The organism is Amycolatopsis australiensis (assembly GCF_900119165.1).
GTDB lineage: Bacteria > Actinomycetota > Actinomycetes > Mycobacteriales > Pseudonocardiaceae > Amycolatopsis > Amycolatopsis australiensis.
The window spans coordinates 660830-680946 of record NZ_FPJG01000006.1 but is presented as its reverse complement, the minus strand read 5'-3'; the positions used below and the strand labels follow the sequence as shown (position 1 = coordinate 680946).

Below are 20117 nucleotides of genomic sequence, written 5' to 3'. Positions count from 1 at the left end.
GCGGACTCGGGTGTTGAATCGGAACGGTGCACCCGGTTACGACGATACGGAGTGTGCGTTCCGGTTGTCAACGAGGAGGCAAGATGGCGAAGATGCGCGCGGACGCGCAGCGCAACCGGGCGAAGGTCCTGGCTGCCGCCGAAGAGGCGTTCGCCGTCGACGGGCTCGCCGTGCCGCTCGATGACATCGCCCGGCTCGCCGGCGTCGGGGCCGGCACGGTTTACCGGCATTTCCCCAGCAAGGAAGCGCTCTTCCAGGCCGTCGTGCTGGAGCGGATCGAGCAGTTCGCCGAAGAGGCGCGGGCGCTGGCCGACGCCGAGGACCCCGGGGAAGCGTTCCTCGACTACTTCGTCCGCGTGATCAAGCAGGCGTCGCTCAACCGCGCCATCTGCGACGCGCTCGCCGAGTCGGGCGGCCACGCCTTCAAGGCCGGCGCGGGCGACGGGTTCCGCGCCGCGCTCGGCGAGCTGCTGGCCAGGGCCCAGGCAGCCGGCGCGGTCCGCCCCGACATCGACGGCGACGACCTGCGCGCGCTCATCGTCGGCTGCCTCGCCGTCGAGCGGTATTCGCCGGGCAGCCGCCACCTGGTCCGCGTCGTCGTCGACGGCCTGCGCGCGTCACCCCGGGAGGGCGACGTCGCGTAGCTGTGCCCGGCTGGCGATGCCGAGCTTCGGGAAGACCTTGTACAGGTGGTATCCGACGGTCCGCGGGCTGAGGAACAGCCGCGCGCCGATCTCGCGGTTCGACAGCCCGGCCGCGGCCAGCTCCGCGACCTGCCGCTCCTGTGCCGTCAGCCGTCCGGTCGCCGACGCCGGGGAACCGGCCGCCCGCAGTTCGCGGCCCGCCGTCGCGGCCCACTCCGCCGCGCCAAGGCTCTCGAACGTCTCGAGTGCCGCCCGCAGCTCGACTTTCGCCGCGGTGAGCCGCCGCTCGCGCCGCAGCCGCTGGCCGTCGCGGAGCCGGCCGCGCGCCCGTTCGAACGGTGTGTCCGGCGCCGGGCAGCGGGTGAGACCGCCGGACAGCGCCTCGGCCCGGTCGACGGCGGCCGCGGCGGCGACGTCCCGGTGCCCCAGCGACGAGAGCCGCTCCACCGCCGCGTCGTACTCGCCACGGGAGAGGTGCAACGCGCCCAGCGCCCACCGTGCCTGCGCCGCGGCCAGCGCGTTGTCCTGAGCGGGCGCTTCCCGCAGCACCAGGCCCGCGTGCTCGCGGCACGCCTCGGTGTCGCCGCGCAACGCGGCCAGCCGCGCGAGCACCGCATGGGCGTCCACCGCTGTCACGCGCTGCTCGGCCGCGGCCCGCAGGGCTTCCTTCGCGTGCGCTCGCGCGTCGTCCCAGCGGCCGAGGTCCAGCTCCAGCTCGGCCAGCCACGGCAGCAGAACCGCGTACAGCGCGGAAATCCCGTTGGCGCGCAAGCGTTCCGCCGCGACGAGCCCGAACTCCCGCGTCGCCTGCCGGTGCGGCCCGCGGCGGCTGATCGCCATGGTGACGAGCCAGCGGTGCGCGTGCCGCTCGGTGAGCGTGTCCGGCACGGCGTCGAGGATCTGCCACGGATCGGGCGTCTCCCGCTCGCCGGCGAGCAGCTCGGCGAGGACGTGGAAGCCGGGTTCGCAGGGCAGCGCGGTGATCCGCCGCGCCAGCGCGAGGACGTCGTCCCAGCGGTCACGGTGGTGGGCGGCGTCGATGGCCAGGAAGAGCACGCGGGCCGCGTGACCGGGATCGACCCGGCCCGCGAGCCGCGTCAGGTGGTCCTGAGCGGCGGCGAGGTTGCCGCTGTACAGCTCGATCAGCCCGCGCAGCCGCCCGGCGAGCGGACGGGCGACGGGCTCGGGCACGGTCGCCGTCATGACGTCGAGCAGCCGCCGGGCCCGCGCGGGGTTCCCGGCCTTCCACGCGAAGTGGGCCGCCTCGGAAAGCCGGTGGGCCCGCGCGGTTTCGTCCATGCTTCGAAGCTAGGGGTGCGGTGCTGAGACGCCGTTCAGGTCACGCAGCTTCCGCAGCGGCGAGCAGACGAGGATGGCGGCCGAAGCCAGAACCCCGGCCGCCGCGACGTGCAGGGTCGTCCGCATCCCGGACGCGCTCGCCAGTGCGCCGCCGAGCAGGCTGCCGAGCGGGATGGCCCCGAAGACCAGCGTGTGCGTGATCGAGTTGACCCGGCCCAGCAGCCCGGGTGGCGCGGCCGCCTGCTGGAAGCTCATGCCGAACACGTTCAGCACGATGACGCCGAAGCTCGTGAAAAAGCCCGCGACGACGTAACAGGCGAGCGCCCAGCCGCGGCCGGTGAACGGATACAGCTGGTAGGCCAGGCCGTACAGCAGGGCCGCGCCCCACAGCGCCCGCGCCCCGCCGATCCGCTCGCCGAGGCGGCGCGCGGTGAGCCCGGCGGTGAGGGCGCCGGTCAGGGTCGCCGTGCCGAGCAGCCCGATGGCCCACGCCGGGAGCCCGACGTCGCGGGCGAGGAAGACGATCACGATCGCCAGGTGCATCGACTGGAAGAAGCTCGACACCGCGCCGTGGAGGCTGATCGCCAGCAGGATGCGATCAGCGCGGACCACGCGCAGCCCGTCGCCGATTTCGCGCAGCAGCCGTCGTGACCGGGGTTCGGGGCGCGCGTCCGGTGTTTCGATCCGGCGCAGCCAGAACGCCGACCACAGGTAGCTGACGGCGTCGACGGCCAGGGCCGTGGCGTTGCCGAGCGCCTGGACGATCAGCCCGGCCAGGCCCGGCCCGGCGACCGCGGCCATCGAGAGGTTGGTCTGGAGCCGGGCGTTCGCGTCCGGCAGCTCGTCGCGCGGGACCAGCCGCGGGACGTACGTCTGGTGCGCGATGTCGAAGAACACGCTCAGCAGCCCGGCCCCGAGGACCACGGCCAGCAAGTGGGCCAGGCCCAGCGCGCCGAACAACGCGGCGATCGGGATCGAGGCGATGAGCACGGCTCGCCCGACGTCGGCGGCGATCAGCACCCGGCGGTGGCGCATCCGGTCGCACCACGCGCCGACCTGCAGGCCGAGCACCAGGTACGGCAGGGATTCGGCGGTCCGCAGCAGCGACACCTCGAAGACCGGCGCGCCGAGCGTCGTGGCCGCGAGCAGCGGCACGGCCAGCGCGTCGATCCGGCTGCCGAGCTGGCTCACGAGGTCCGCCAGCCACAGCCGGCGGAAGTCGCGGTTCGCCAGTGCCCCCATGAATCCAAGCTAGCAAGAAACTTGAGTCCATGACGCTCAAGGTGCACGGTCGGTAACAAGAGCTAAGATCAACGCGAGTTATTCCTCGTACCTGCGCTACGCGTGGCGAGGGGGTGCCGGATGAGCGGCCGACCTACCTGGGGTTCCGCCATGGTGACCGGGATCGCGGGCTTCGCCACCGGGCTGCTGGTGGCCGCGTTGCTGATCGCGGGCCGTCCGGGGCCGAAAGCCGCCGAAGTCACCACTCCGGCGCCGACCAGCACCGTTGCCGCCGTGCCCGTCACCGTGACCGCTTCGGTGCCGCCGTCCACCGTCACGTCGGTCGAGACGGCATCGCCGACCACCAGGACGAGCGTGGTCGAGGTGACGGTGACGACCGCACCGACCTCGACCACGCCCACCTCGTCGACCCCCGCGTTGCCGCTGACCAGCAGCTGGCGCGACTGACGAAAGCGCCGGGTCAGCCCACGTCGCGGCGCCGCCACCCGAGCAGGCCGGTCGCCAGCGCGGCGACCGCCACCGCCAGCAGCCAGACCAGCGGGGTCGCGGTGAACTGCTGGCCGGGGATCTTCGGCGGGTGCTGGAACGGCGAGACGTCCAGCACCGCCTGCGGCAGGTTCACGACCGGGCCGAACAGGCTGACCAGCAGGGCCAGCGCGCCGACCGCCCAGGCCGCGGCCGAGAAGCCCGGCAGCAGCCCGAAGATCGTCACCGCCAGCGCGACCACCACCCACGCCGCGGGCAGCTGGACCAGCATTCCGGTGAGCGCGTCGCCGATCGAGCCGCCGACGTCGCCGGTGCGCAGCCCGTTGGCCAGTCCCATGAACAGCCCGCCCACGAGCAGCAGCAACGCCGTCCCGAAGAACGCGAACACCAGGTGGCCGCCCGCCCAGCGCAGCCTGCCGACGCTCGTGGCCAGCACCGGCTCCAGCCGGATCGCCGTCTCCTCGCTCCGCATCCGCAGCGCCGCCTGGATCCCGTACAGCGACGCGACCATCGCGAACATGCCGGCCATCGCGGCGAGGAACGCCTGGGTCAGCGCGTGGCTGCCGCCGAGGCGCTCGAAGATCTGCTGCGCCTGAGGGCTGGAACCGACCAGGTCGCCGATGCCGCTGGCGATCGAGCCGAACACCGCGCCGACGACGGCCGTGCCGACGGTCCAGCCCAGCAGCGGGCCGCGGTGCAGCCGCCAGGCCAGCGCGAACGGCGACCGCAGGCTCGGCGCTGCCCGCGCCGGGCCCGGCCGCGGCGGCAGGAAGCCGACGCCGACGTCCCGGCGCGGCAGCAGCCAGTACCCGGCCGCGCCGACGACCACCGCGAACGCCACCGGCAGCAGCAGGACCCACCAGCGTTCGCCGGAGAACGCGCGGACCTGCTGCACCCAGCCGATCGGCGACAGCCACGACAGCCAGCGAGCGTCCACAGTGGAATCCCCGGCGCCGCGCAGGAGGAAGGCCGCGCCGACCACGGCGGTGCCGATCCCGTTGGCCGTGCGCGAGTACTCGGCGAGCTGGACGGCGACCGCCGCCACCGCGGTGAAGGCCAGCCCGGTCAGCGCTTCGGCCGCCCCGAAGGCGACCGACCCGGCCGCGGGCAGGCCCGCGCCGATCATGCTGACCGCCTGGACGAGGCCGATCAGCACGCTCGCCCCGCCGGCCACCAGCAGCGACGCCGTCAACGCCGCGTACCGGCCGACGACCGCGGACGCGAGCAGCTCCGCGCGCCCGGTGTCCTCCTCGGCCCGCGTGTGCCGGGTGACCGTGAAGACCACCATCAGCCCGGTGAGCAGCGCCAGGAACCCGCACATGCGCCAGGCGATGAACCCACCGGCGGTGGTCAGGTCGAACGGCGGCCCGTAGAGCAGCGCGTACGACGGGTTCGTGTTCGCGCCCGCCTGCAGTGCCAGCCGGTCGGCGACCGTCGGGTAGAACTGCGTGAACGTGTTGACCGTGCTCGCCGGGACGATGCTGAGCAGCACGATCCAGATCGGCAGGAGCACGCGGTCGCGGCGCAGCGCCAGCCGGGTGAGGTGCCAGGTGCCCGCCAGCTCGTGGGCCGGCGCGACCTCGGCTTCGGCGCGCGAGAGGGTCGCGGTCATTTCGCGCTCGCCTCGGTCGTGTAGTGCCGCAGGAACAGCTCTTCCAGCGTCGGCGGCTGGCTGACCAGGCTGCGGACGCCGACCTCGGTGAGCCGGCGCAGGGCCTCGTCGAGCGACCGCGTCTCGACGTCGAACCGGACGCGGTTGCCCTCCACCTTGAGGTCGTGGACGTTGGCCAGCTTCGTCAGCCCGTTCGGCGGCCCGGCCAGCTCGGCGGTGATCGACGTCCGGGTCAGGTGCCGCAGGTCGGCGAGCGTGCCGGACTCGACCGTCTTGCCGTTGCGGATGATGCTGACCTTGTCGCACAGGGCCTCGACCTCGGCGAGGATGTGGCTGGAGAGCAGCACGGTCCGGCCCTGCTCGCGCTCCTCCTGGATGGCGTACTGGAACGTCGCCTCCATCAGCGGGTCGAGCCCGGACGTCGGCTCGTCGAGGATCAGCAGGTCGACGCGCGAAGCGAGCGCGGCGACGATGGCGACCTTCTGCCGGTTGCCCTTCGAGTACGTCCGTCCCTTCTTCTTCGGGTCGAGGTCGAACCGCTCGATCAGCTCGTCGCGGCGCTTCTCGTCGAGCCCGCCGCGCAGCCGGCCGAGCAGGTCGATGACCTCGCCGCCGGAGAGGTTGGGCCAGAGGTTGACGTCGCCGGGCACGTAGGCCAGGCGGCGGTGCAGGCTCGCGGCGTCCTTCCAGGGGTCGCCGCCGAGCAGCCGGACGTCCCCCGAGTCCGCGTGGAGCAGGCCGAGCAGGACCCGGACGGTGGTCGACTTCCCGGCGCCGTTGGGGCCGAGGAAGCCGTGCACCTCCCCAGCGGGCACCTGCAGGTCCAGGCCGTCGAGGGCCTTCGTCCGGCCGAACGACTTGTGCAGGCCGGTGACCGAAATGGCGTTTTCCATGGTTCGGAAGCTACACTTGCTTCACGAAGTTGTGAAGTTAAGAAAATGTCTAGATTGAGTGATCTTGGGGGACGGGTACGGGAGGATGGTCCGATGACGACGCCTGGCACCAAGCGGGACGAAGACGCCGTCCGCCGTTACGTCGAGAGCCTGGGGCTCGTGCTCTCGCAGATCGGGATGCAACGCATGCCGGCGCGGGTGTTCGCCGCGCTGATGACGACCGACGAGGGCAGGCTGACGGCCGCCGACCTGGCCGCGCAGCTGTCGGTGAGCCCGGCGGCCGTCTCGGGCGCGGTCCGCTACCTGGAGCAGATCGGCCTGGTCGCGAAGGAACGCGAGCCCGGCGAGCGCCGTGACCACTACCGCCTCTACGACGACCTCTGGTACGCGACCTTCCTCAAGCGCGACCGCCTGATCATCATGTGGCGCGACGCGGCCGAGAACGGCATCGACGCCCTCGGCGAAGACTCGCCAGCGGGCAAGCGGCTCGCCGAGATGCGGGACTTCCTGTCCTTCATGCTCGAAGAGCTGAACGGCATGTACGAGCGCTGGCACAAGCGCCGTGAGGAGGCGAACCGCTAGAGCCCGGCGAGCAGCGTGTCCGCGATCCGGCCGGCGAGGTCCGCCGGCTCGCTTTCCTCGAACGTCGACAGGAACGCCTGCTGGAAACACGCGCCGAGCAGCAGGGCCGCGGCCGCCTCGGCGTCGGTGTCCGGCTTGATCCGGCCCAGCGCCTGCTCGGCGCGCAGGTAGGCGGCGACGCCGTTCAGCGGCCGGCGCGGCCCGTGCCCGCCCAGGCGTTCGCGGTGCGACCGCAGCAGCTCGCGCGAGGAGAACACCGACACCGCGATCGGGAAGCCGTCGAGGTAGAAAGCCAGGCCGAGCCGGGCGACGCGGACCAGGTTGTCCCGCAGTGCCGCCTGTCCCGGGTCGGCGGTCAGCTCGGCCAGCGTCGAGTCCAGTGCCGGCAGTTCCTCGGCCATCACGCTGAGGAACAGGTCCGTCTTGTCGCGGAAGTGCTTGTAGAGCATCGCCTCCGAATACCCCGCGGTCTGCGCGATGACCTTGGTCGTCGCGTGGGCGTAGCCCTGCTCGCGCATGACCTTCGCGGCCGCGGCGACGATCTCTTCGCGGCTTCCCATGGCTTCTCCTGAGTGTCTTCTCAGCGGGGTGAGTGAACACTTACTCTAGCGGGTGAGTGTTCACTAACCGAGGAGGAAGACATGGAGATCACCGTGCTGGGAGCCACCGGCGGGGTCGGCACCGAGGTCGTCAAGCAGGCCCTCGACCGCGGCTGGCACGTCACGGCCGTCGTGCGCGACCCCGCCCGGCTGCGGCTGCCCGCCGAGGTCGTCGTCGCCGGCCTGGCCGAGCAGGACAAGCTGACCGCGGCGATCGAAGGGCGGGACGCGGTGATCTCCGCGCTCGGCTCCCGGGACCGCAAACCCACCACGGTCTGCACCGACGGCGCCCGCGCGGCGATCGCGGCCGGCGCCAAGCGCCTGCTGGTGGTCAGCGCCAGCGGCCTGGACACCGAAGGCGACGGCTTCTTCACCCGCACGCTCGTGAAACCGCTGCTCAACACGGTCTTCAAGGACGGGTACGCCGACATGCGCGCGATGGAGGCCCTGGTCATGGCGAGCGACGTCGACTGGACGGTGGTGCGGCCACCGATGCTGCTCAACGGCCCGCGGACCGGAGCCGTGAAGAGCCGTCTCGACGGCAACGTGCGCGGCAGCTACACGATCCGGCGCGCCGACGTCGCCGCGTACCTGCTCGACGCCGTGTCGGACCCCACGCTGATCAGGCGCAAGGTTTCGATCGCCCACGGCTAGCCGCCTTCCTCCCCGCCGCCGCCCTCAACGGAGGCGCTTCGCGCCGCTGTTCTAATTCAGCCATGGTCCTCATCGCCCAAGCCCTCTACGTCAAGCGCAAGACACCGCGGCTCCCGGGCGCGGGGGGACCCACGGAAGGGCTCGTGCCCGGCACCGGGGAACCCGTCCGACTCGCCGTGCTGGGGGAGTCCACTGTGGACGGCGTCGGCGCGGCGACCCACGATGAAGCGCTCACCGGCTGCCTCGCCCGCGAGCTGGCCCGCGACGGCCGCGCGGTCCGCTGGCAGGCGGTGGGCCGGACCGGAGGCAACGCCCGGACCGTCCGCGCCGAGCTGGTCCCGCTGGTCCGGCCCGCCGACCTGGTGGTGATCGCGCTCGGCGTCAACGACACCATCGAGCTGCGGTCGGCCCCGGCCTACCGCCGGGACCTGCTCGCCCTGGTCGTCGAGCTGCGGCGGCGGCTCGGCCCGGCCCGCGTCCTCCTGGCCGGGGTGCCGCCGATGTCCCGCTTCCCGGCCCTGCCCCGGCCGTTGCGGGACGTGCTCGCGGCCCGCTCCACCGCTCTCGACGCGTCGGCCGCCGTCCTCGCCCGGATCCCCGGCGTCACGCACGTCCCGATGGACCCGGACCTGCTCGATCCGGCGGCGTTCGCGAGGGACCGGTTCCACCCCGGGCCCGCCGGTTACGCCCGCTGGGCCCGCGCGCTGGCACACGCCGTGATCAGTTGACCGCACTGCGTCGATCTTCGAAAAAAGTCGGGAACTCGTGTATCTGGCGGTTCCGCCACCGCGTCCTGTGGGGCAGCCACGCAAGAAGAACGCGACAGGGGGTGTCGGGTTCGGAGAGGACGCGGTGGCCGGGAGCCGAGGGGGCTCCCGGACGCCGTCGGCCGGGTGCCTTTCGGGGGAGGGGACATCCGGCGGGGCCCGTTGGGGAGCGGGCCCGTGAGGGAGGGGAGTATCGGCCGGTGCGGGTTCACCCGCCCGTGCCGGCCGGTACCTCGTCGACAACTGACCGCAGCGACCGACAAGAGACCGATGTATCCGAGATCCGCCTGCACGCTCCTTCCCCCCGAAGGACCCGCGATACTGCCATTGCCGACTCGAAGACTTTTCCGAAGAGGGGCAGATACCGTGACCGATGTGCAAACCACAGAGGTGGACCCGCCCTGGGAAGGCTTGACCGGCGCCGAGCTGCACGCCGCCTGCATGCAGGCGGCCAGGGACGGCGACCGCCGGGCGATGGACCGCCTCGTCGCGGAGCTGACCCCGCTCGTCTGGCACGTCGCCAGGGCCAACGGCCTCGACCGCTCGGTGGCCGAGGACGTCGTGCAGACCGTCTGGCTGGCCCTCTTCAGCCAGCTCGGCAAGCTGCGCGACCCCAAGGCCCTCGCCGCCTGGCTGATCACGACGACCCGGCGCGAAGCCACGCACCCCTTCGGCCGCCGCATGCAGCCCGTGCCGCTGAGCGACGAAGTCGCCGAAGCGATGCCGAGCACCCAACCGGCACCCGAAGACGAAGCCGTCCGCGCCGACCGCGACCGCCGGGTCTGGCGCGCCTTCGTCCGGCTGCCCCACCGCTGTCAGGAACTGCTCCGGCTGACCGTGCTCGCGGGCCGCGCGGAGTACCAGCTCGTCGCCGAGGCGCTGCGCATGCCCCGCGGCAGCGTCGGCCCGACCAGGGGGCGCTGCCTCGACCAGATGCGCGATCTCCTCGCCAGTGAAGGGGGAAGCCGATGAACGACCTCGGAGCGCCGGGCGAGGCCTTTTCCGACGACATGATCCTGGCCGGCGTCGGCCGCTGCCTCGACGAGCTGGACCCGCCACCGGAGGACCTGGTGCAGCGGGTCCAGTTCGCGCTCGCCCTCGAAGACCTCGACGTCGAGGTCGCGCGGTGGGAGCGGCTGGACGACCTGGCCGGCGTACGCGGCGGCGGCACCGGGACGATCACCTTCACCGTCAGCGACCTGACCGTGATGATCAACCTGACGAAGATCGGCAAGCTGCACCGCATCGACGGCTGGCTGGTGCCGGCCGGCCAGTACGGCGTCGAGGTCCGGGTCGCCGAGCACGGGACGACGTCCACGACCGCCGACGAAGGCGGCCGGTTCGTGCTCGACAACGTGCCGCGCGGGACCACACAGATCCTCGTGCACCTCGGCGACACCTCGTGCCGCCGGACGGTCGTGACCCCGACGGTCGTGCTCTAGCCCAGGAAGTCGGCCAGCGGGACGGGGGTCAGCCCGTCCTTCTTGGCCTGCTCCACGAACGCCGTGTAGTCCTCTTTGAAGGTCTTGCGGAAGTGCATCAGCACGATGTCGCCCGGCTTGAGCTTGTCGCCGGCCTGGAACTGGACGTGCCCGTCGTTGACCGCGGCCGTCCACAGCACCGCGACGCGCATGCCGCACTCCGCGGCCGCGCGCAGCGTGTTCTGGTCGTAGTTGCCGAACGGCGGCCGGAACAGCGACGGCCGCACGCCGAGGCTCTTCTGGAAGTCGTCGGCGTCGTCGCAGATCTCCTTGCGCTGGAACTCCAGCGGCTTGCCCTTGAGGTTCGGGTGGTCGACCGTGTGGTCGCCGAGCGTCGCGCCGGTGGCGTCGAGGATCTGCTTGAAGTAGGCCTCGTGGCCCTTCACGTACTTCTGGTTCAGGAACAGCACCGGGTGGGTGCCGTTCTGCTCCATCAGCTTCAGCGCGTCCGGGTCCTGGACCGCGCCGTCGTCCATGGTGAGGAAGACGTACGGCTTGTCGGTGGTGATCCGCTTGACCACCGGGACCTGCCCGTTCGCGATCGCGGGCGCCTTCTGCTGAACCGTGCCGAACGGGTACGGCGAGGACGCCGTCACGCCGGGGCCCTGCCCGCCGGGCGCCGGGTTCGGCTGGCTGGTGCCCGGTTCCCGCTGCTCCGGGCCGCCCGCCGAACAGGCGGTCAGCGCCAAGGCCGCCGCGGCCAGCACCGCCGTCACTCGCTTCATCCCGCGTCCCCTTCCTCACGGGCAGTCCGAAAAGACTACCCGATCGAGTGACGCGAAAGGGGTGTGTGACGTTGCGTCGGATGATCTCGTGTGGCGCGGGCCACGCAGCTCAGCGCCGGGTTTCGGCCGCCTTGACCAGCTTGCCGGAGAACAGTTCGATCACGCGTTTGAGGCCGGCGGCCAGCAGCGGCCCGCTGCCCTGGACCGGCTCGGTGAACGACCCGGTCCAGCGCAGGTGCGTCCCGCCGCCGTCGGCGGGCGTGAAGACCACCTCGGCCCGGTAGTCCTTGAGCGGCCTGCCGCGGAAGAACGTGTAGACGTGCCGTCGGCCGGGCTCGTACTCCACCGTCTCTTCGCGGACGAGCACCGGCCACAGGCCGACCTCGCGGACCGCGCCGACGCCGGCCGGCTCACCGGTGCCCTGGCGGGCCCAGCGGGCCTGCACGACGAGTGGCTTTCCCCACTTCGCCCAGCTCGGGCCATCGGCTTCGAGCGCGAACAGCGTGTCCGGTGACGCCGTGCTCGTGCGGTTGACCTCGAAGGAGAACTTGCGGCCCGGCATCGACCCTCCAGCGTTGTTGACGTCCCGATAATTAAGTGTCCCCGGCAGCGTAGGTCAAGATGAGGGGGTGAGCACGCCGCGCCCCGACCTCGCCGCGCCGCACTGGCTGGTCCAGCTCCTGCGCAGCAAGCCGGTGCCGGTGCCGTGGAACATGGTCGCCCGCGCCGTCGTCGCGCTGGCCGTGCCGCTCGCGGTGGCGTACGCGGCGGGCGACATCGCCGTCGGCGCGCTCATCTCGACCGGCGCGCTGCCCGCCGTGCTGTCCGAGTCGGCCGGGCCCTACCGCTACCGCGCCCGGCGGCTCGGCGGTGCGACCCTCGCCGCGACCGTCGGCTACCTGGCCGGGCTGCTCACCGGCGGCACGCCCGCGCTGTCCGTGCCGGCGGTGATCCTGGTCGCGGCGGTGTCCGCGCTGATCAGCGCGGCCGGCAGCAACGCCTCGGTCGCCGGGCTGCAGATGTTCGTGTTCTGCGTGCTCGGCACCGGCCAGCACGCGACCGGCGTGCGCGTCGAAGCCCTGTTCGGCTTCTTCTGCCTCGGCGCCGCCTGGAGCCTCGGCGTCGCGCTGGTCAGCTGGACGTTCCGGGCGACCAGCCCCGAACGCACCGCCGTCGCGCACGTCTACGTCGAGCTGGCCGCGATGCTCTCGGCGACCGATGAGGCCGTCTCGCGGGTGGCCCGGCACCGGCTCACCACGGCCATGAACACCGCCTACGACCAGCTGCTGACCGCGCGCTCGTGGCTGTCCGGCCGTGACGCCGCCTACCGCCAGCTGCTCAACCTGCTGTCGGCGACGACCCCGGCGGTCGAGGCGTCGGTCGCGATGGTCAACTCCGGACGTCGCGCGCCGCGAGAGGTCATCGACCACTTCGTCGCGCTGTCGGCGTCGGTGCTCGCCAGCCAGCCACTGCCGGAACCACCGCCGGTGCCCGAGGGCGAAGCCGACCCGGTGCTCGCCGCGCTGTACGCCGGCCTGGTCCGCATCGGCAAGGGTGACGACCGCAAGCGCCGCGAGCCGACGCCGTGGCACCGGCGGCTGCGGGCCTGGGCCGGCTCGCTGGCGTCCGGGCCGCTGACCTGGATCGCCGCGCTGCGGCTGACGTTGTGCGTCGCGATCGCCGAGGTCGTCGGCCTGCTGGTGCCGTTCGAACGGTCGTACTGGATCACCCTGACCGTCGGCATCGTGCTCAAGCCCGACTTCGGCTCGGTCTTCGGCCGCGCGGTGCTGCGCGGCATCGGCACGCTCGTCGGTGTCGGGGTGGGCGCGGCCGTGCTCGGCGCCGGCGGGCACGGCTGGCTGCTGGTCGCGCTGATCGCGATCTTCGCCGGCGGGGTCGCGGTCGGGAAGGTGCGCAACTACGGCATCCTCAGCGCGTTCGTGACGCCGTTGATCATCCTGCAGATGGACCTGGCCAACAGCGGGAGCTGGAGCGTGGTGCTCGCCCGGCTGGTCGACACCGTGCTGGGCTGCGTGATCGTCCTCGTCTTCGGCTACCTGCTGTGGCCGGGCAGCCGCCGTCCCCAGGTCGGCGGCCGGCTGGCCGACGGCCTCGACGCCGTCGCGAAGTACGTGCGGGCGGCGCTCGTCGAGGCGTCTTCCGGGGACGCGCGGCTGGCGCGGTCCCGGGCCCGCCGGGGCGCCTACCGGGCGCTGGCCGACCTGCGGACGGCGTTCCAGCAGGTCGTCGTCGAGCCGTCGGCGAACGGGCGGCAGGCGGTCGCGTGGTGGCCGGTGATCGCCGCGCAGGAGCGGGTCGCGGACGCCGTCACCGAGGTGGGCGTGACCATCGGGCGCGGTGTGCCGCCGCCGGACCCCGGTGACGTCGAGCTGCTGACCACCGCGTTGGGTGAACTCGCCTCGGCTGTCCGCGAACAGCGCGAGCCGCGGTCGGTGCCGCTGCCGGACAGCCCGCAGCTGGCCGGCGTGGTCGACCAGCTGGAGTCGGCGTTCGACGCCGTCCGCGGCCCCGACCTGGCGGAACGCACGCCGCTGCGGCTCGTCCGGCGGTTCCTGCCCTACCACCGGCGCACGTGAGGCCCGTGCTGTTCAATGACCGCATGGGAATCGACTTCGAAGCGTTGAAGGGCAAGGCCGAAGAGGCCCTGCGCGAGCACAACGACAAGATCGAGGAGGGCCTCGACAAGGCCGCCGACTTCGCGAAGTCGAAGTTCGCCGGCCACGAATCGCAGATCGACACCGGCGTCGAGAAGGCGAAGGACTTCCTCAACAAGTTCGACGACACCCCGGACACCCCGCCCGCCCGGTAACGCCGTCGGCTACTGGACCTCGCCGGTCGCGATCCCGTCCGCCAGGCCGGTGATCCGGCCGCCGCGCTCGCCGAGCGCGATCAGCCCCTGCCGCGCGTCCGGCGCCGAAAGGCTGATCCGGACGCCCGCGCGCTCGACGTCGAGGCCGGCGGCCAGCGCCTGCGCGCCTTCGTAGCCCGCGTTGATCGTGGCCGCCAGCCCGCCGGTCGAGGCCAGTGAACCGCGGGCCGCGCCGAGCCGGCCGAGTGCTTCGTCGACGATCGGCAGCAGCGCGTCCCGGTTGCCTTCGGTCATCGCGCGCACCAGCTGCGGGTTCGAGCCGGCGACGCGGGTGCCGTCGCGGTAGGACCCGGCGGCGAGCGACAGGGCCAGCGGCCCGCCCTCGGCGCCGATCGTGGCCAGGATGGCCGCGAACAGGTGCGGCAGGTGCGAGATCCGGGCGACGGCTTCGTCGTGCGACTCGGCGGGCAGCGGGACGACGTGCGCGCCGACGTCCAGCACCAGCCGCGCCACTTCGGCCCACGCCTCGAGGTCGGTGTCCTCCTCGACCGTGACCACCCAGGCGGCGCCCTGGAACAACGCCGCGTCCCCGGCCAGCCAGCCGGAGCTCGACGTCCCCGCCATCGGGTGCCCGCCGACGTACCGCGTGTAGGGCACGCGACGGCGGACCGCGTCGAGGACCGGCGCTTTCACGCTGGTCACGTCGGTGAGCAGGCAGTGCGAGGCGTGCTGGCTGATCAGCCGCAGCAGGTCCTCGACCGCCGGGAGCGGCACGGCCAGCACGACCATCGCGTCCGCGGCGGCGGCCCGGTGCAGGGCGGCTTCGACGTCCGTCGTGACGTCGTACCCCGCTCTGCTCGCCGCGTCCGCGTCCACTTCGGAAACCGCGGCACCCCACGCCGTGCGGCCGTTGGCGGCCGCCGCGCGCAGCAGCGAACCGCCGATCAGCCCGAGCCCGATCACGCATACGTCTCGCACGGGGCCCATCCTGCCAGTGCCGGACGCCGCGCGGGCTAAAGCGCCGCCGCGAGCCGCGTCCCCTGGTCGATGGCGCGTTTCGCGTCGAGTTCCGCGGCGACGTCGGCACCGCCGATCAGGTGCACCGGCACCCCGGCCGCGCGCAGCTCGTCCTCGAGATCGCGCACTGGCTCCTGACCGGCGCAGACGACGACCGTGTCGACGTCGAGGACGCGGGGGACCCCGCCGACGGTGAAGTGCAGGCCGTCGTCGTCGATCCGTTCGTACGTGACGCCGGGGATCTGCTCGACGCGCTTGGCCTTCAGCGCGGCCCGGTGCACCCAGCCGGACGTCTTGCCGAGCCCGGCCCCGATCCCGGACTTCTTGCGCTGCAGCAGGAACACCTGCCGCGGCGACGGCTCCGGCTTCGGCTCGGCGAGCCCGCCGGCCGCCTGCTCCGGGTCCGCGACCCCCCATTCGGCGCGCCACGCGTCGAGGTCGAGCGCGGGCGAAGCGGCGTGTGTGAGGAACTCGCTGACGTCGACGCCGATGCCGCCGGCCCCGAGCACGGCGACCCGTTCGCCGACGGGCTTGCCGTGCTTGACGACGTCGACGTACGACAACACCTTCGGGTGGTCGATGCCGGGCAGCGACGGCACGCGCGGCGCGACCCCGGTGGCCAGCACGACCTCGTCGAAGCCGATGAGGTCGCCGGCGCTCGCGCGGGTGCCGAGGTTCAGCTCGACCCCGGTGACTTCGAGGCGGCGCCGGTAGTAGCGGATCGTCTCGGCGAACTCCTCCTTGCCGGGGATCTTCCGCGCGATGCCGAACTGGCCGCCGATTTCCTCGTCGGCTTCGAAGAGTTCGACGCGATGCCCGCGCTCGGCCAGCGCGGTGGCCGCCGCGAGTCCCGCGGGCCCGGCGCCGACGACGGCGATGTGCTTGGACCGGCGGGCGGGCGCGAGCGTCAGCGTGGTCTCGTGACCGGCCCGCGGGTTGACCATGCAGGACACGAGCTTGCGCTTGAACGCGTGGTCGAGGCACGCCTGGTTGCAGGCGATGCAGGTGTTGATCTCGTCCTCGCGGCCGCTCCCGGCCTTGCGGATCCACTCCGGGTCGGCGAGGAACGGCCGCGCCATGGATACGAGGTCGGCGTCACCGCTGGCGATGGCTTCCTCGGCGACCTGCGGCATGTTGATCCGGTTCGAGGTGACGACCGGGATGCTCACGTGCGGCTTGAGTTTCCCGGTCACCCAGGTGAAGGCGGCGCGCGGCACCGACGTGACGATCGTCGGCACGCGGGCCTCGTGCCAGCCGATGCCGGTGTTGATGATCGTCGCGCCCGCCGCCTCGACGTCCTCGGCGAGCGCGACGACGTCTTCCCAGCGCTGGCCGCCGGGGACGAGGTCGAGCATGGACAGCCGGTAGATGATGATGAAGTCGTCACCGGCCGCTTCCCGCGTGCGCTTGACGATCTCGACGGCGAACCGGCGGCGCTTCTCGGGCGTGCCGCCCCAGGCGTCGGTGCGCTTGTTGGTGCGTTCGGCGAGGAACTGGTTGATCAGGTAGCCCTCGGAACCCATGATCTCGACCCCGTCGTAGCCCGCTTCGCGGGCGAGAGCGGCGCAGTCGGCGAAAGCGCGGATCTGTTTGCGGACACCGTGGCCGGTGAGCGCGCGCGGGCGGAACGGGTTGATCGGCGCCTTGATGCTCGACGCGGAAACGCTCAGCGGGTGGTAGGCGTACCGGCCCGCGTGCAGGATCTGCAGCGCGATCTTGCCGCCGGCCTCGTGCACCGGCGCGGTGAGCTGCCGATGCCGCCGGGCTTCGGCGGACGTCGTCAGCTTCGAAGCCAGGGGGAGCAGCCAGCCGGTTCGGTTCGGCGCGAACCCGCCGGTGACGATCAGCCCGGCCCCGCCGCGAGCGCGTTCGGCGTAGTACTCGGCCAGCTGCGGGAAGTGCGCGGCCTTGTCCTCCAGGCCGGTGTGCATCGACCCCATCAGGACGCGGTTGCGCAGCGTCGTGAAACCGAGGTCGAGCGGGCTGAGCAGGTGCGGGTACGGGCTCATCGGGCGTCCTTGGGGGTCCGGAGGGCGGCGAGGACTTCGTCGAACCACTCGACCTGGCCCGCTTCGACGCGGATACCGCCGCGCAGGACCAGGTACTGGTGCAGGTCCTGGCCGGTCAGTGCGCCGGGAGCGGGGAAGTCGCGTTTTTCGATCCGGCGGTAGACGTCCAGGCGTTCGGCGTGTTTCGCGCGGTGCCGGACGATCTCTTCGGCGACCTTCGCCGGGTCGCCGAAACTCGCGCCGCGGATCTTCACGGCCAGCTCGACCGGGCCGGCGGCCGGGTCGGGCTCGGCGAGCCAGCGGACCAGCTCGGCGCGTCCGGCCGCGCTGACGGTGTAGACCTTCTTGTCCGGCCGGCCCGACTGCGCGACGACGTCGACGGCGACCCAGCCGGCCTCTTCCATCCGCTTCAGCACGCGGTAGATCTGCTGGTGGGTGGCGCGCCAGAACAGCCCGATCGACTTCTCGAAGCGGCGCGTGAGCTCGTAGCCCGAACCGGCGCGCTCGGACAGCGAGACGAGGATCGCGTGCTCCAGTGCCATGAGTGCCAGAATGATATGCAACTAGTTGCAGTGCAACGAGGCGCACGTCACGTCACCCGGGTGGGTGTGACAAAACGGGTCGACGGCGCGCCGGAAACGACCAGGATGGGTGGCGTGCACCCGGTACTCGAACTGATCTCCGAACGGATGGCGGCGGGCAGTGTCCCGGGCGCACGTACCGACGGCAGGCGCCTCGCGCTGGCCATCGAAGGCGGCAGCAGCCGCGGCACGTACTCCAGCGGCATGGTCCTCGCACTGGACGAACTCGGCGTCACCCCGGCGTTCGACGCCGTCTACGGCTCGTCGGCCGGCGCGCTCAACGGCGCGTGGCTGCTCTGCGGCCGCTCCTCGACCGGCGTCCGGACCTGGTGGAACCCGGTCGTCATGCGCCGGATCATCAACCCGCTGCACACCCTGCGCGGGCGCGCGGTGATCGACCTCGAGTACCTCGTCCACCAGGTGTACTCGGTGCTGGAGCCGATGGACTTCCCGGCGATCCTGGCCAACCCGGTCACGTTCCACCCGCTGGCCACCGACGCCGACACGGGGGAGTCGACCGACCTGCACCCCTTCCTGACCGACGTCGACGCGATCAAGATCGCGCTCGCGGCGTCGTCCTGCATGCCGGTGCTGGCCGGACCGCCGATCCCGATGGCGGGCCGCCGGTTCGTCGACGCCGGCGTGGCCGAGCCGATCCCGTACCGCACCGCGCTGGCCCAAGGCGCGACCGACGTGCTGGTACTGCGTACCCGCCGCGCCGACGAGCTGCCCGTGCGGCCGCCGCGGGTGCACGACGTCGTCGTCCCGCGGTTCCTCCGCCGCCAGGCGCCCGGCGCGATCCCGGCCTGGCGCGACACCTACCGCCGGGACATCGAAGACGCGGAGGTGCTGGCCGACGACCCGCGGATCCTCAGCATCCGGCCGCCCGCCGGCTCGCCGGACGTCATGGTGCTGGAGCGCGATCCCGAGGTGCTGCGCAAGGCCGTCGACCTCGGCAAGGGAGCCGTCCTCGATCTGCTGGACGGGCTGCGCGAAGCGTCCTGAGGCCGATCAGGCCGGTGTCAGTGCGTCCCGGTAGGCGTTTACCGACTCGGTCAGCCGGTCCAGCTCCGCGCGCATCCGGGCGACGCCGGCGTCGTCCAGGCCCATCGCCGCGCCGATCACGTCCGGGACGCCTTTCGCCTTCTCGCGCAACGCCTTCCCGGCGTCGCTCAGGCTGACGCGGACCGAACGCTCGTCGTCGGCCTGCCGGTTCCGGGTCACCAGTCCCGCCGTCTGGAGCCGCTTGAGCAGCGGCGACAGCGTGCCGGAATCCAGGTTCAGCTCGGTGCCGAGCTCCTTGACCAGGCGGTGGTCCTTCTCCCACAGCGCCAGCATCACCAGGTACTGCGGGTAGGTCAGGTCGAGGTCGTCCAGGACGGCCCGGTACAGCGACGTCACCGCCCGCGACGCCGCGTACAGCCCGAAGCAGAGCTGGTCGTCCAGCCGCAGCGATGCCATGGCGTCCTCCTTTCTCGTAACACTCCATGATCCCCGACGTGCTGCTGCGTGGCAACTTAAGTGCCCCGAATCTCATTGGGCTCCAATTAGTTGTGCACAATCGAGTTGCGAGCTACCTTGATGGCACAGCCCGAACCGAGGAGGACGACATGACCGCCAACCCGCACAACCTCGCCCTGGAACCGGCCGCGCAGGCGTTCGCCGAGGCCACCGACCAGCCGCCGTACCTGTTCCAGCTGCCGCCGGAGGAAGGCCGCAAGGCCGTCGACGGCGTCCAGGACGGCGAGGTCGCCATGGCCGACGCCGAAATCGAGGTGCTGAACGTCCCGGGCGGCCCGAACGGCGACGTCGAGACCCGCATCGTCCGGCCCGCCGGTGTCGCCGGCCCGCTGCCGGTGATCGTCTACATCCACGGCGCCGGCTGGGTGTTCGGCGACTTCCACACCCACGAGCGGCTGGTGCGCGAACTGGCGGCGGCCGTCGGCGCGGCCGTCGTCTTCCCCGAGTACAGCCGCTCGCCGGAGGCCCGCTACCCGATCGCCATCGAGGAGAACTACGCGGTCGCGAAGTGGGTCGCCGAGCACGGCGCGGAGAAGGGGCTCGACACCTCGCGCATCGCGATCGCGGGCGACTCCGTCGGCGGGAACATGACCGCGGCGCTGACGATCATGGCCAAGCAGCGCGGCGACGTCACCTTCCGGCAGCAGGTGCTCTTCTACCCGGTGACCGACGCGAACTTCGACACCGAGTCGTACCTGAAGTTCGCCGAGGGCTACTTCCTCGGCCGCGAGGGCATGAAGTGGTTCTGGGACCAGTACACGACCGACCCGGCCCAGCGCGCGGAGATCACGGCGTCGCCGCTGCGCGCGTCGCTCGCCGAGCTGGCCGGCCTGCCGCCGGCCCTGGTGATCACCGGCGAGGCGGACGTGCTCCGCGACGAAGGTGAGGCGTACGCGGCGAAGCTGCGTCAGGCCGGCGTGGCCGTCACGGCCGTGCGGTACCACGGGATCATCCACGACTTCGTGATGGTCAACGCGCTCCGCGAAACCCATGCCGCCGAAGCCGCGATCACCCAGGCCATTACGGTGCTGACGCGCGCTTTGGGGAAATAGCTGAGAGAACGCTGAGCCTGACGCGCGTTGCGGCCTTATGACGGAACTCACAGGGCCGCAACGCGCGGGGGTGCTCAAACGTGATATTTAGGCGAGTCCCGTGATCCGGGCGCGCACCTCCCC

General features: G+C 72.2%; 22 protein-coding genes. 11 read left to right on the top strand and 11 right to left on the bottom strand.

Features of this window, described 5'->3' with window-relative positions; translation table 11 throughout:
- The first annotated feature begins 83 nt into the window (after positions 1-83).
- On the top strand, positions 84-644 hold the full coding sequence (locus BT341_RS04450) for a TetR/AcrR family transcriptional regulator (protein ID WP_072475042.1): 561 nt from the start codon (positions 84-86) through the stop codon (positions 642-644).
- Here BT341_RS04450 and BT341_RS04445 read toward each other — a convergent pair.
- Both BT341_RS04445 and BT341_RS04440 read right to left on the bottom strand, forming a co-directional pair.
- On the bottom strand, positions 618-1943 hold the full coding sequence (locus tag BT341_RS04445) for a LuxR family transcriptional regulator (protein WP_072475041.1): 1326 nt from the start codon (positions 1941-1943) through the stop codon (positions 618-620). The two genes, BT341_RS04450 and BT341_RS04445, sit on opposite strands and share 27 nt — an antisense overlap.
- Positions 1944-1952: 9 nt before the next feature.
- Positions 1953-3185 carry an MFS transporter gene (locus tag BT341_RS04440; protein ID WP_072475040.1) on the bottom strand — a complete coding sequence of 411 codons (1233 nt, stop codon included), beginning with the start codon at positions 3183-3185 and terminating at the stop codon, positions 1953-1955.
- Positions 3186-3305: 120 nt separating this feature from the next.
- Between BT341_RS04440 and BT341_RS45170 the strand changes: the two genes are divergently transcribed.
- The gene (locus BT341_RS45170; protein ID WP_177328740.1) at positions 3306-3632 is read left to right on the top strand and encodes a hypothetical protein; all 327 of its coding nucleotides are present in this window, start codon (positions 3306-3308) and stop codon (positions 3630-3632) included.
- Between the two features lie 13 nt (positions 3633-3645).
- Here the strand turns inward: BT341_RS45170 and BT341_RS04430 are convergent, their stop codons facing one another.
- Positions 3646-5283 (bottom strand): ABC transporter permease, encoded by a 1638-nt coding sequence (locus tag BT341_RS04430; protein ID WP_072475039.1) that lies wholly within the window; start codon positions 5281-5283, stop codon positions 3646-3648.
- Positions 5280-6176 carry an ABC transporter ATP-binding protein gene (locus BT341_RS04425; RefSeq protein WP_072475038.1) on the bottom strand — a complete coding sequence of 299 codons (897 nt, stop codon included), beginning with the start codon at positions 6174-6176 and terminating at the stop codon, positions 5280-5282. The genes BT341_RS04430 and BT341_RS04425 overlap by 4 nt, the downstream gene beginning before the upstream one ends.
- A gap of 93 nt (positions 6177-6269) precedes the next feature.
- On the opposite strand from BT341_RS04425, the gene BT341_RS04420 reads away from it, so the two are divergent.
- On the top strand, positions 6270-6758 hold the full coding sequence (locus BT341_RS04420; protein ID WP_072475037.1) for a GbsR/MarR family transcriptional regulator: 489 nt from the start codon (positions 6270-6272) through the stop codon (positions 6756-6758).
- Here BT341_RS04420 and BT341_RS04415 read toward each other — a convergent pair.
- The gene (locus BT341_RS04415) at positions 6755-7318 is read right to left on the bottom strand and encodes a TetR/AcrR family transcriptional regulator (RefSeq protein WP_072475036.1); all 564 of its coding nucleotides are present in this window, start codon (positions 7316-7318) and stop codon (positions 6755-6757) included. The genes BT341_RS04420 and BT341_RS04415 overlap by 4 nt on opposite strands.
- A gap of 81 nt (positions 7319-7399) precedes the next feature.
- Between BT341_RS04415 and BT341_RS04410 the strand changes: the two genes are divergently transcribed.
- The 4 genes from BT341_RS04410 (at position 7400) to BT341_RS04395 (ending at position 10220) form a co-directional block, all read left to right on the top strand.
- Positions 7400-8011 carry an NAD(P)-dependent oxidoreductase gene (locus tag BT341_RS04410; RefSeq protein ID WP_072475035.1) on the top strand — a complete coding sequence of 204 codons (612 nt, stop codon included), beginning with the start codon at positions 7400-7402 and terminating at the stop codon, positions 8009-8011.
- A 62-nt stretch (positions 8012-8073) separates the two neighbouring features.
- Positions 8074-8739 carry an SGNH/GDSL hydrolase family protein gene (locus BT341_RS04405; protein WP_072475034.1) on the top strand — a complete coding sequence of 222 codons (666 nt, stop codon included), beginning with the start codon at positions 8074-8076 and terminating at the stop codon, positions 8737-8739.
- 405 nt (positions 8740-9144) lie between these two features.
- Complete coding sequence (locus BT341_RS04400; protein ID WP_072475033.1) at positions 9145-9750, top strand: RNA polymerase sigma factor; 606 nt, start codon at positions 9145-9147, stop codon at positions 9748-9750.
- Positions 9747-10220, top strand: coding sequence for a hypothetical protein (locus BT341_RS04395; RefSeq protein WP_072475032.1), 474 nt, complete (start codon positions 9747-9749; stop codon positions 10218-10220). Before BT341_RS04400 ends, BT341_RS04395 begins: the two co-directional genes overlap by 4 nt.
- On the opposite strand, the gene BT341_RS04390 is transcribed toward BT341_RS04395, so the two are convergent.
- Both BT341_RS04390 and BT341_RS04385 read right to left on the bottom strand, forming a co-directional pair.
- A complete protein-coding gene (locus BT341_RS04390) occupies positions 10217-10984 on the bottom strand; it encodes a polysaccharide deacetylase family protein (protein WP_425426295.1) in 768 nt (255 codons plus the stop codon). The genes BT341_RS04395 and BT341_RS04390 overlap by 4 nt on opposite strands.
- 109 nt (positions 10985-11093) lie before the next feature.
- On the bottom strand, positions 11094-11546 hold the full coding sequence (locus tag BT341_RS04385) for an SRPBCC family protein (RefSeq protein WP_072475031.1): 453 nt from the start codon (positions 11544-11546) through the stop codon (positions 11094-11096).
- A gap of 67 nt (positions 11547-11613) precedes the next feature.
- Between BT341_RS04385 and BT341_RS04380 the strand changes: the two genes are divergently transcribed.
- Positions 11614-13581: an FUSC family protein gene (locus tag BT341_RS04380; RefSeq protein ID WP_072475030.1), complete on the top strand. Its 1968-nt coding sequence runs from the start codon at positions 11614-11616 to the stop codon at positions 13579-13581.
- Positions 13582-13604: 23 nt separating this feature from the next.
- Entirely contained in the window at positions 13605-13814 is a 210-nt protein-coding gene (locus BT341_RS04375) for an antitoxin (RefSeq protein WP_072481777.1), read from the top strand.
- Positions 13815-13823: 9 nt separating this feature from the next.
- Here the strand turns inward: BT341_RS04375 and BT341_RS04370 are convergent, their stop codons facing one another.
- The 3 genes from BT341_RS04370 to BT341_RS04360 are packed head-to-tail and all read right to left on the bottom strand — an operon-like array spanning position 13824 to position 17382.
- A complete protein-coding gene (locus tag BT341_RS04370; RefSeq protein ID WP_072475029.1) occupies positions 13824-14777 on the bottom strand; it encodes a prephenate dehydrogenase in 954 nt (317 codons plus the stop codon).
- Positions 14778-14827: 50 nt separating this feature from the next.
- Complete coding sequence (locus tag BT341_RS04365) at positions 14828-16840, bottom strand: FAD-dependent oxidoreductase (protein WP_072475028.1); 2013 nt, start codon at positions 16838-16840, stop codon at positions 14828-14830.
- A complete protein-coding gene (locus tag BT341_RS04360) occupies positions 16837-17382 on the bottom strand; it encodes a PadR family transcriptional regulator (protein WP_072475027.1) in 546 nt (181 codons plus the stop codon). The genes BT341_RS04365 and BT341_RS04360 overlap by 4 nt, the downstream gene beginning before the upstream one ends.
- Before the next feature lie 105 nt (positions 17383-17487).
- Between BT341_RS04360 and BT341_RS04355 the strand changes: the two genes are divergently transcribed.
- Entirely contained in the window at positions 17488-18426 is a 939-nt protein-coding gene (locus BT341_RS04355) for a patatin-like phospholipase family protein (protein WP_245805297.1), read from the top strand.
- Between the two features lie 6 nt (positions 18427-18432).
- Here the strand turns inward: BT341_RS04355 and BT341_RS04350 are convergent, their stop codons facing one another.
- Positions 18433-18882, bottom strand: a complete 450-nt coding sequence (locus BT341_RS04350) for a MarR family winged helix-turn-helix transcriptional regulator (RefSeq protein WP_072475026.1) — start codon at positions 18880-18882, stop codon at positions 18433-18435.
- A 149-nt stretch (positions 18883-19031) separates the two neighbouring features.
- On the opposite strand from BT341_RS04350, the gene BT341_RS04345 reads away from it, so the two are divergent.
- A complete protein-coding gene (locus tag BT341_RS04345; RefSeq protein WP_072475025.1) occupies positions 19032-19994 on the top strand; it encodes an alpha/beta hydrolase in 963 nt (320 codons plus the stop codon).
- The last annotated feature ends 123 nt before the right edge of the window (positions 19995-20117 follow it).

Bases quoted from the DNA above. Each gene is read 5' to 3' on its own strand.
- BT341_RS04350 (WP_072475026.1), bottom strand. From the start codon at position 18,882: ATGGCATCGCTGCGGCTGGACGACCAGCTCTGCTTCGGGCTGTACGCG.
- BT341_RS04345 (WP_072475025.1), top strand. From the start codon at position 19,032: ATGACCGCCAACCCGCACAACCTCGCCCTGGAACCGGCCGCGCAGGCG.
- BT341_RS04385 (WP_072475031.1), bottom strand. From the start codon at position 11,546: ATGCCGGGCCGCAAGTTCTCCTTCGAGGTCAACCGCACGAGCACGGCG.
- BT341_RS04450 (WP_072475042.1), top strand. From the start codon at position 84: ATGGCGAAGATGCGCGCGGACGCGCAGCGCAACCGGGCGAAGGTCCTG.
- BT341_RS04445 (WP_072475041.1), bottom strand. From the start codon at position 1,943: ATGGACGAAACCGCGCGGGCCCACCGGCTTTCCGAGGCGGCCCACTTC.
- BT341_RS45170 (WP_177328740.1), top strand. From the start codon at position 3,306: ATGAGCGGCCGACCTACCTGGGGTTCCGCCATGGTGACCGGGATCGCG.
- BT341_RS04420 (WP_072475037.1), top strand. From the start codon at position 6,270: ATGACGACGCCTGGCACCAAGCGGGACGAAGACGCCGTCCGCCGTTAC.
- BT341_RS04360 (WP_072475027.1), bottom strand. From the start codon at position 17,382: ATGGCACTGGAGCACGCGATCCTCGTCTCGCTGTCCGAGCGCGCCGGT.
- BT341_RS04365 (WP_072475028.1), bottom strand. From the start codon at position 16,840: ATGAGCCCGTACCCGCACCTGCTCAGCCCGCTCGACCTCGGTTTCACG.
- BT341_RS04415 (WP_072475036.1), bottom strand. From the start codon at position 7,318: ATGGGAAGCCGCGAAGAGATCGTCGCCGCGGCCGCGAAGGTCATGCGC.
- BT341_RS04405 (WP_072475034.1), top strand. From the start codon at position 8,074: ATGGTCCTCATCGCCCAAGCCCTCTACGTCAAGCGCAAGACACCGCGG.
- BT341_RS04410 (WP_072475035.1), top strand. From the start codon at position 7,400: ATGGAGATCACCGTGCTGGGAGCCACCGGCGGGGTCGGCACCGAGGTC.
- BT341_RS04430 (WP_072475039.1), bottom strand. From the start codon at position 5,283: ATGACCGCGACCCTCTCGCGCGCCGAAGCCGAGGTCGCGCCGGCCCAC.
- BT341_RS04375 (WP_072481777.1), top strand. From the start codon at position 13,605: ATGGGAATCGACTTCGAAGCGTTGAAGGGCAAGGCCGAAGAGGCCCTG.
- BT341_RS04440 (WP_072475040.1), bottom strand. From the start codon at position 3,185: ATGGGGGCACTGGCGAACCGCGACTTCCGCCGGCTGTGGCTGGCGGAC.
- BT341_RS04425 (WP_072475038.1), bottom strand. From the start codon at position 6,176: ATGGAAAACGCCATTTCGGTCACCGGCCTGCACAAGTCGTTCGGCCGG.
- BT341_RS04395 (WP_072475032.1), top strand. From the start codon at position 9,747: ATGAACGACCTCGGAGCGCCGGGCGAGGCCTTTTCCGACGACATGATC.
- BT341_RS04390 (WP_425426295.1), bottom strand. From the start codon at position 10,984: ATGAAGCGAGTGACGGCGGTGCTGGCCGCGGCGGCCTTGGCGCTGACC.
- BT341_RS04355 (WP_245805297.1), top strand. From the start codon at position 17,488: ATGGGTGGCGTGCACCCGGTACTCGAACTGATCTCCGAACGGATGGCG.